1 protein-coding gene is annotated in these 275 nt (G+C 66.9%); it reads left to right on the top strand.

Features of this window, described 5'->3' with window-relative positions; all coding sequences use genetic code 11:
- Nucleotides 1-249 (top strand): transposase (locus tag KUM44_RS44705; protein WP_217215652.1); only part of this gene is annotated, 249 nt, incomplete at its 5' end.
- Nucleotides 250-275 lie beyond the last annotated feature (26 nt).

Genomic DNA, 275 nt, shown 5'->3' with positions numbered 1-275 from the left:
GGCATGCGCCGCTACATCGCCGAACGGGACTGGCTCACCGTCTACCAACTTCCGCCCTACGCACCGGACCTCAACCCGGTCGAAGGCATCTGGTCGGTACTGCGGCGCACCACCACGGCGAACCGCGCCTTCGCCGACCCACGCGACCTGATCACCGCCGTCCGGCGGGGCCTGCGCCAGCTCCAATACCGCCACGACGTCCTCAACGGCTGCCTCACCGGAACCGGACTCGTGCTCGCCCCACCATGACGACATCACGCTTTCAACGTCAGTAA

The sequence above is a fragment of the Streptomyces sp. AC550_RSS872 genome, from assembly GCF_019049285.1.
GTDB lineage: Bacteria > Actinomycetota > Actinomycetes > Streptomycetales > Streptomycetaceae > Streptomyces.
Note: the sequence above shows the minus strand (reverse complement) of the source record. Positions and strands in the feature narration are given on the sequence as shown.